The organism is Stenotrophomonas sp. 14P6.2.3 (assembly GCF_057799055.1).
Window position 1 is genome coordinate 1 of the sequence record NZ_JBYOLA010000049.1, and the last position, 7,627, is coordinate 7,627.

At 66.9% G+C, this 7,627-nt stretch carries 8 protein-coding genes; 6 read left to right on the forward strand and 2 right to left on the reverse strand.

From position 1 onward, the window contains the following. The first annotated feature begins 207 nt into the window (after window positions 1–207). Genes AC27VL_RS19440 through AC27VL_RS19450 form a run of 3 tightly spaced genes read left to right on the forward strand, consistent with a single transcriptional unit; the run spans window position 208 to window position 1,747 of the window. Window positions 208–837: a superoxide dismutase gene (locus tag AC27VL_RS19440; protein WP_100552728.1), complete on the forward strand. Its 630-nt coding sequence runs from the start codon at window positions 208–210 to the stop codon at window positions 835–837. After that, window positions 834–1,409: a flavin reductase family protein gene (locus AC27VL_RS19445; RefSeq protein WP_100552729.1), complete on the forward strand. Its 576-nt coding sequence runs from the start codon at window positions 834–836 to the stop codon at window positions 1,407–1,409. Before AC27VL_RS19440 ends, AC27VL_RS19445 begins: the two co-directional genes overlap by 4 nt. Next, window positions 1,409–1,747: a tetratricopeptide repeat protein gene (locus tag AC27VL_RS19450; RefSeq protein WP_089235888.1), complete on the forward strand. Its 339-nt coding sequence runs from the start codon at window positions 1,409–1,411 to the stop codon at window positions 1,745–1,747. The genes AC27VL_RS19445 and AC27VL_RS19450 overlap by 1 nt, the downstream gene beginning before the upstream one ends. A 4-nt stretch (window positions 1,748–1,751) precedes the next feature. On the opposite strand, the gene AC27VL_RS19455 is transcribed toward AC27VL_RS19450, so the two are convergent. Together AC27VL_RS19455 and AC27VL_RS19460 are read right to left on the reverse strand one after the other, a co-directional pair. After that, window positions 1,752–2,900: a fatty acid desaturase family protein gene (locus AC27VL_RS19455; protein ID WP_100552731.1), complete on the reverse strand. Its 1,149-nt coding sequence runs from the start codon at window positions 2,898–2,900 to the stop codon at window positions 1,752–1,754. Between the two features lie 13 nt (window positions 2,901–2,913). Further along, window positions 2,914–3,984: a ferredoxin reductase gene (locus AC27VL_RS19460; protein WP_488767967.1), complete on the reverse strand. Its 1,071-nt coding sequence runs from the start codon at window positions 3,982–3,984 to the stop codon at window positions 2,914–2,916. Window positions 3,985–4,076: 92 nt separating this feature from the next. Between AC27VL_RS19460 and fabR the strand changes: the two genes are divergently transcribed. The 3 genes from fabR (at window position 4,077) to AC27VL_RS19475 (ending at window position 7,627) form a co-directional block, all read left to right on the forward strand. Further along, window positions 4,077–4,733: an HTH-type transcriptional repressor FabR gene (fabR, locus tag AC27VL_RS19465; RefSeq protein ID WP_033831321.1), complete on the forward strand. Its 657-nt coding sequence runs from the start codon at window positions 4,077–4,079 to the stop codon at window positions 4,731–4,733. A gap of 196 nt (window positions 4,734–4,929) precedes the next feature. Continuing rightward, window positions 4,930–7,089, forward strand: a complete 2,160-nt coding sequence (locus AC27VL_RS19470; protein WP_488767968.1) for a TonB-dependent receptor plug domain-containing protein — start codon at window positions 4,930–4,932, stop codon at window positions 7,087–7,089. Then, window positions 7,079–7,627, forward strand: coding sequence for a thioredoxin-like domain-containing protein (locus tag AC27VL_RS19475; protein ID WP_100552734.1), 549 nt, complete (start codon window positions 7,079–7,081; stop codon window positions 7,625–7,627). Before AC27VL_RS19470 ends, AC27VL_RS19475 begins: the two co-directional genes overlap by 11 nt.

Below are 7,627 nucleotides of genomic sequence, written 5' to 3' on the forward strand. Positions count from 1 at the left end.
CCAGCGGCCGGCACTACCCGCCGGTGAGGGTTCCAAAAGCGGGTTCAGTAGTGCCAGCCCATGGCTGGCAGCTCGGAGTGTATGAAGTTGCCAGCCATGGGCTGGCACTACTGAAGCTTCGTTGCCGCTTGACCTCAACCAATGTTGAGGTGCGATAACAGTCTCCCCACGGCCACACCCCTGGCCTTCCCCACGGAGACTGTCTCGATGTCGTATTCGCTTCCCGCCCTCCCCTATGCCTACGACGCCCTCGAACCGCACTTCGATGCGCGCACGATGGAAATCCACCACGGCAAGCACCACCAGGCTTACATCAACAACCTCAATGCCGCGCTGGAACAGGCGGGTCTGCCCGCGCAGCCGGTGGAAACCCTGATCGCCGATCTGGATGCCCTGCCCGAATCGATCCGCGGCGCAGTGCGCAACAACGGCGGCGGCCACGCCAACCACAGCCTGTTCTGGACCGTCCTCAGTGCCAACGGCGGCACGGCCGATGACGAACTTGCCACGGCCATCGATCGCGACCTCGGAGGCTACGACGCCTTCAAAGAGACATTCAGCAAGGCCGCGCAGACCCGCTTCGGCAGTGGCTGGGCGTGGTTGACCGTCGATCGCGATGGCCGCCTGCAGGTCGAAAGCAGCGCCAACCAGGACAGCCCCCTGATGGGCGCAGCGGCGGGTGCCTCCGGCAATACCCCGATCCTTGCCCTGGATGTGTGGGAGCACGCCTACTACCTGCATTACCAGAACCGTCGCCCGGACTACATCGGCGCGTTCTTCAACCTCATCAACTGGGCCGAAGTCGGCCGGCGCTACCGCCAGGCCAGGGCCGCATGAACGCGGACTCTGGCGCATACGCCGGGCCGTGGGCAGGGGTCTTCCCCGCTCCGGCACCGGTGCCGTCGGTCAGCCTGCCGCCGCGTGCGCTGCGGCGGTTGCTCGGCCATTTCCCTACCGGTGTGGCGATCGTGTGCGCGCGTGATGCACAGGGAAAGCCGCAGGGCCTGACCATCAATTCGTTCGTGCCGATCTCGCTGCAGCCGCCACTGGTGCTGTGGAACCTGGCCCTGCATGCGCAGAGCCTGTCCACGTTCCAGCGCGCCACCCAGTTCGCGATCAGCGTGCTCGGCGCCGGACAGGAAGCCCTGGCGCGCCGTTTCGCCGACCCGCAGGTGCGCCATCGATTCACCGACGTGCCCTTGCTGGACGACGGCGAGGACGCGCCACCGCGGATCGCCGGTGCCGTCGTCCACCTCACCTGCACCCGCCACGCGCAGTGGCCGGTCGGCGATCACCTGCTGCTGGCCGGGCGCATCGTCGACGTGCGGGAAGAAGGCGGCGCACCGCTGCTGTTCCATCGCGGGCGCTTCCAGGCGGGTCCGGTGGAAACCCTGGTGGAGGTGCGCTGATGGACATCAACACGCTGGAAAAGATGCTCGCCGCCGGCAAGGACAGCGCGCTGCTGCGCTTCGGCCTGGGCAAAAGCTGGCTGGACGCCGGCGATCCGGTGCGCGCAGCCACCCATCTGGGGCGCTGCGTGGTGCTGGACCCGGACTATTCGGCGGCGTGGAAGCTGCTGGGCAAGGCATGGCTGGCCGGTGGCCAGCCGCAGGCGGCGCGCGAGGCGTGGCAACGTGGGCTCAGCGTGGCTGGCAGCAAGGGCGATCAGCAGGCGCGCAAGGAAATGCAGGTGTTCCTGCGCAGGCTGGACCGCGAGTCGCCTGCGCTGTTGGCAAAGGCCGGCTGAACAATCAGCCGGCGTTGGCCGACGCCGGTGCCGGCATGATGTCCGGCATCGGCAGGCGGCGCGGCTTGCTCGGGAACGCGTGGCGCAGGATGCGCCAGACCACCTGGGTGAACTGCCGCGGCAGCGAGCCGTTGTTGTAGTGCTGGCCGTAACGGCGGCAGATATCCTTCACTTCCTTGGCGATCGCCGCATAGCGGTTGGCCGGCAGATCCGGATAGAAGTGGTGCTCGATCTGGTGGCTGAGGTTGCCCGACAGCACGTTGATCACGAAACCGCCGCTGATGTTGGACGAACCGCGCAGCTGGCGCAGGTACCAGTGGCCGCGCGATTCATTGCGCAGGCATTCCTTCGGGAACGTTTCCGATTCGGCAGTGAAGTGCCCACAGAAGATGATCACGTAGGTCCAGATGTTGCGCAGGCCGTTGGCCACCATGTTGCCCAGCAACACCGGCAGGAAGAACGGACCGGCCAGCAGCGGGAAGAACACATAGTCCTTCAGCACCTGGCGGATCATCTTGCGTGCCACCGGACGGGTCTGCAGCCACATCGCGCGGCTGCTGATGCGGCCCTTGAACCAGCGGCCCAGGCGCAGATCCTGCGCAGCCACGCCCCACTGGAACAGCAGTGCGAAGATCGGCGCGATGATCGGCTGCAACAGGTAGAACGGCTTCCAGCGCTGCTCCGGGAAGATGCGCAGCAGGCCATAGCCGATGTCATCGTCCATGCCACGCACGTTGGTGTAGGTGTGGTGGCGGAAATTGTGGGTCTTGCGCCAGTTGTCGGCGGTGGCAACGATGTCCCATTCGTAGGTGTTGCCGTTGAGCTTGGGGTCGCCGGTCCAGTCGTACTGGCCGTGCATGACGTTGTGGCCCAGCTCCATGTTTTCCAGGATCTTGGCCAGCGCCAGCAGCAGGGTGCCGGCGATGCAGGCCGGCCACAGCAGCGGCGCCCAGAACAACGGCGAGAACGCGCCCAGGAACAGCAGGCTGCGGCCAAGCACGCCGGACCAGCGCACAGCCGCTGCGACCCGGCGGATGTAGCGGGTGTCGGACGCGCCGAGGCTGCCGATCACACGGTCGCGGATCGCATCGAGTTCCTCACCAAACGTCTGCATCTCGGCAGGGCTCAGGGCACGGTCGGTAGCGCGGGTCATGGCAGCGGGGTCCTCAGAGATCCAGGGTCAGGTCGGTGGTCGGCGCGCTCACGCAGATCCGCACCGGCACGGCCGTTTCGGACTGGGTGTCGCCGGTGCGCAGATGGCGGGTGGTGCCACTGACGCGTTCACAGGTGCAGCTGTTGCAGATGCCCATGCGGCAGCCGTGCTTGGGCGCGATGCCCTGCGCCTCCAGGCTTTCCAGCAGCGAGCGGCCACGCGGCACGATCAGCCGCCGGCCGCTGCGGGCCAGGGTCAATGCGACCTCGCCCAGGCTGTCGGCATCACTGAGTGCTGCCGGTGGGGTAAAGGCTTCCGCCTGGAAGCCGGCCACGTGCTGGGCCAGCCGCGTGCGCGCGGCGGCAACGAAACCGTCCGGGCCACAGGCCAGTACGTGGCGCTGCGCCAGCGGGGTGTCGTCACCGGCAACGGCCAGCGTGTGGCTGTCGATACGCGCAGCCGGCACGTCGCCTTCGCGGGTGGTCAGCAGGTGCACGCGCAGGTTCGGATGCGCCGCAGCCAGCGCCAGCAGTTCATCGCGGAACTGGAACGCCGCGGTGCTGCGCTCCCAGTAGAACAGATCGACCGGCGCCGCCAGCGGGCGCTGGCAGGCGTCGCGCAGCAGGCTGCGCATGGGCGTGATGCCGCTACCGGCCGCCAGCAGCAATACCGGCGCGGCGGCAGGCATGTGGAAATCACCGAAGGCCGCGTCCAGCCGGAACAGGTCGCCCGGCTTGGCATGTGCGACCAGATGCTGGCTGACCTTGCCGCCTTCCACCGCCTTGACGGTAATGGCCAGCTCGCGGCGGCCCAGGCGGGTCGGGCTGTAGCTGCGGCGCAATACACGCCCCTCAAGCTCAACGCCGAGGGTGACGTGCTGGCCGGCGCGCATCCCGGCCCAGTGCCGGTTGCAGCGCAGGACCAGGGTCGCGGCGCCCTCGCCGGCCGGCTCGCGCCGTACCAGGCGGGCCATCGGCTCACGCAGGGTCCACAACGGATTCAGCTGGCCCGCCCAGAAGTCGAACAGCGACGGCGACAGCCAGCGGTACGGGGAAAGCAGGGAAGGTCGGACGACAGCGCTCATGGGCGCACTATACGGCCGCACACACAGCTGTGTATACATGTGTATATTGCACCGGATTGGGTATGATTCAGCCTTGCCCCACCGGAAGTGCCATGGCCGCCGCCACCGTTCTGTCTCCGCCTGAAGATGCCAACAGCCCGGCCCGCCGTACGGTGAGCCGCGAGGATCTGTTGGCCGCCGCGTTGAAACTGATCGGCCCGCATCGCAGCCTGTCCACCCTCAGCCTGCGCGAAGTCGCGCGCGAGGCCGGTATCGCACCCAACAGTTTCTATCGACAGTTCCGCGACATGGACGAACTGGCCGTCGCCCTGATCGACGTCGCCGGGCGCTCACTGCGCACCATCATCGGCGAAGCCCGCCAGCGCGCTACGTCCAGCGCCACCAGCGTGGTGCGCGTGTCGGTGGAAACCTTCATGGAACAGCTGCGCGCCGACGACAAGCTGCTGCACGTGCTGTTGCGCGAAGGCGCGGTCGGCTCGGACGATTTCAAACACGCGGTCGAACGCGAACTGCACTACTTCGAAGAAGAGCTGCAGCACGACCTGGTGCGCCTGGCCGCACTGGATGGCGCGGTGCTGTACAAGCCGGAACTGGTGTCGATGGCGATCACCCGGCTGGTGTTTGCAATGGGCGCTTCGGCCATGGACCAGCCCCCGGAGAACGACCCGGAACTGGTCGAACAGATCTCCACGATGATCCGCATGATCATCGTCGGCGCGCGCACTCCCGCCGCCTTCCGTCGCGGCTGACCCCTTCCGGGGCATGACCACCGGCACGCTTCCGTGCGCATTGTGTAATGTTATAACACTCGAATTCGAGTAAAGACCACGGTTCCGCCGCGAGCTGAAACGGTAATATAGCAATTGCTATATTGATGACCTTCTGCTTTCATGTGCGCCAGCCAGGTCGCCCTCGCCGCCCTCCCTCCCCAAGGACGACGCCCTCATGCGCATTGCTGCCTCTCTTCTTCGCCGGCTGCCGCTGGCTGCCGGTATCGCCGCCGCCCTGCCACTGGCCGCAGTCGCTGCACCGCCCTCTCCTACCGAGCTGGACCGGGTGCAGGTGAAAGTCAGCACCGCCACCCGCAGCGAACGCCTGCTGTCGGACGTACCGATCCGCACCGAAGTACTGCGCAAGGAAGACATCGCACTGCGCGCAGCCACCGATTTCTCCCGCGCGGTGGAGCTGATCAACGGCCTGCGGGTGGAAAGCAACTGCCAGAACTGCAACACCAGCGAGGTGCAGCTGCTGGGCCTTCCCGGTGCCTACAACCAGTTGCTGTTCGATGGCATTCCACTGCTGTCCACGCTGGGCAGCGTGTACGGGCTGGAACAGATTCCCGCCGGCTTCGTCGACCGCATCGAAGTGGTCAAGGGCGGTGGTTCGTCGCTGTACGGGCCGGGCGCGGTGGCCGGTGTCATCAATCTGATTCCGCCGCTGCCTGCACGCAGCGGTGGCCATGTGCAGGCCGGCGTGGATGTGCTGAAGGGCACGCCGCAGAAAAACGCCGACGTCCGTCTGGATCTGGTCGCCAGCGAAGCCGACGCGGGACTGTCGGTGATCGCCCAGCGCAACTGGAACAGCGGCATCGACTACAACGGCGACGGCTATACCGAGATCACCCGCAAGAACCTCAAGGTCGGTGGCCTGCAGGCCTGGTATGCGCCGAATCCGGGCACGCGCCTGCGGCTGGACCTGCAGGTGACCGATGAGAGCCGTCGCGGTGGCAATCGCCTCGACCAGCCCGAACACCTGGCCAACATCGCCGAATCGCTGGATACCAACTACCGTCGCGGCAGCCTGTCATGGGACCAGGAAGTGAACAGCGACGTCGACTTCCGTCTGGCCTACGCCTTCGCTGACATCGACCGCGACAGCTTCTATGGCGGTCTTGGCGATGTGGTCACCGATCCATCGGCGCCCGGCTACGATCCTTCGCAGCTGGACCCGAACGTGCCCGGCAGTGCCGCATCACGCTCGTGGCGCCAGTACGGGCGCACCCACAACCCGCTGCAGTACATCGACAGCCAGTTGAACTGGCGGTTGGGTGCACACACGCTCGCGTTCGGCGTGCAGTACAAGCATGAGGGCCTGCGTGACGACAACCGCGATGGCGCCGGCCAGCGCCTGGCCGTGCTCGAGGATGCGACGTTCCACAACCTCGGCGCGTTCGTGCAGGACGAATGGAGCGTACGCGATGACGTCGACCTGGTGCTGGGTGCGCGCGTGGACAAGAGTTCGGAACTGGACAGCGCCGTGTTCTCACCGCGTATCGCCCTCGCCTGGCAGGCGACTCCCCGGCTGAAATGGCGTGCGGGCATCGCCACCGGCTTCCGTGCGCCGGAAATCTTCGTCGAGGATGTCCACGTCGATACCCTCGGTGGCGAACAGGTGCGCGTGCGCAACACCCGTGGCCTGAAGGAGGAGCGCGCGCTGACCACCCTGTTCGGATTCGACTGGCGCTCCGACCCGGCCGACCCGGTATGGAGCTGGGATGCCACTGCGTCCTACGCACGCATCCGTGACACCTTCGCGCTGGGCGAGATCCAGCGCGGCGATGATGGCCAGCTGACACAGCTGCGCTACAACGCGTCCGGCTCGAACGTACTGGGCATGGAAACCAACGTCGGCTGGCAGCCCTCACCGCAATGGCGGCTGACTGCCGGTGCGTCGTGGTACCGCTCGCAGTTCCGCGAGCCGCAACGCATCTTCGATGACACCGCCGACGGAGGCGATACGGTGATCGACAGCCGCAACTACCTGAAGACGCCGCGCTGGACCAGCGTGGCCCAGCTCAGCTGGATGCCGGCCGAACCCTGGGAGACGTTCCTGGCGCTGCGCCACACCGGATCGATGCCGGTGCTCAACAACCGGCTGGGCGAACTGCACCGCACCCGCGCGTTCCTGGTCACCGATCTCGGCGCGCGCTGGCATCGCCATCTGGGCGCGCAGGCACAGCAGGAAGTGTCGGTGGCGGCCGGGGTCAAGAACGTGTTCGACCAACGGCAGAAGGATCTGGAAAGCGGCGCGCTGCGCGACAGCGACTACGTGTACGGTCCGCGTTTCGCCCGCTCGTGGTACGTGAACCTGCGTTATGCGTTCTAGCTGGCTGCCCGCACTGCTGCTGGCACTGGCATGGCCTGCCGCGGCGGCCGACCTGCACGCGCAGGTCTCCGCGTCGCTGATGCGGCCCGAGCCACGTTCCCTGCGGCCGGTGCAGTGGTCGCCACCGCCGAAGCTGATCGCACTGTACTTCGGTGCCGACTGGTGCGCGCCCTGCCACGCCTTCGTGCCGACCCTGCGCGGCGTGCGCGACGCGCTGCGCGAGGCCGGCGCCGATACCGAAGTGGTGTATGTCAGCCTGGATGAAAGCGAGGCGGCGTTGCGGCGCTACATGCAGCTGCAGGACATGCCGTGGCCGGTGCTGGACCCGCGTCGCGCGAAGCGCATGCCGTCACTGCAGGCATTGGCGGGCCCGGCCCCGCCCAACCTGGTGCTGATCGATGCGCAGGGCACGGTGCTGGCCAATGGCTGGCAGGGGCGGCGCTACAGCGGGCTGCAACCGGTATTGCAGGAATGGCGGAAGCAGGCGTGTGCGCAACAGCAGGCGCGCTGCCCCACTGGCGGCGTTCAACTCCGGTAG

What these genes read in the sequence shown, in the direction of transcription:
- AC27VL_RS19440 (WP_100552728.1), top strand. Translation starts at nt 208, where the DNA reads ATGTCGTATTCGCTTCCCGCCCTCCCCTATGCCTACGACGCCCTCGAA.
- AC27VL_RS19445 (WP_100552729.1), top strand. Translation starts at nt 834, where the DNA reads ATGAACGCGGACTCTGGCGCATACGCCGGGCCGTGGGCAGGGGTCTTC.
- AC27VL_RS19450 (WP_089235888.1), top strand. Translation starts at nt 1,409, where the DNA reads ATGGACATCAACACGCTGGAAAAGATGCTCGCCGCCGGCAAGGACAGC.
- AC27VL_RS19455 (WP_100552731.1), bottom strand. Translation starts at nt 2,900, where the DNA reads ATGACCCGCGCTACCGACCGTGCCCTGAGCCCTGCCGAGATGCAGACG.
- AC27VL_RS19460 (WP_488767967.1), bottom strand. Translation starts at nt 3,984, where the DNA reads ATGAGCGCTGTCGTCCGACCTTCCCTGCTTTCCCCGTACCGCTGGCTG.
- fabR (WP_033831321.1), top strand. Translation starts at nt 4,077, where the DNA reads ATGGCCGCCGCCACCGTTCTGTCTCCGCCTGAAGATGCCAACAGCCCG.
- AC27VL_RS19470 (WP_488767968.1), top strand. Translation starts at nt 4,930, where the DNA reads ATGCGCATTGCTGCCTCTCTTCTTCGCCGGCTGCCGCTGGCTGCCGGT.
- AC27VL_RS19475 (WP_100552734.1), top strand. Translation starts at nt 7,079, where the DNA reads ATGCGTTCTAGCTGGCTGCCCGCACTGCTGCTGGCACTGGCATGGCCT.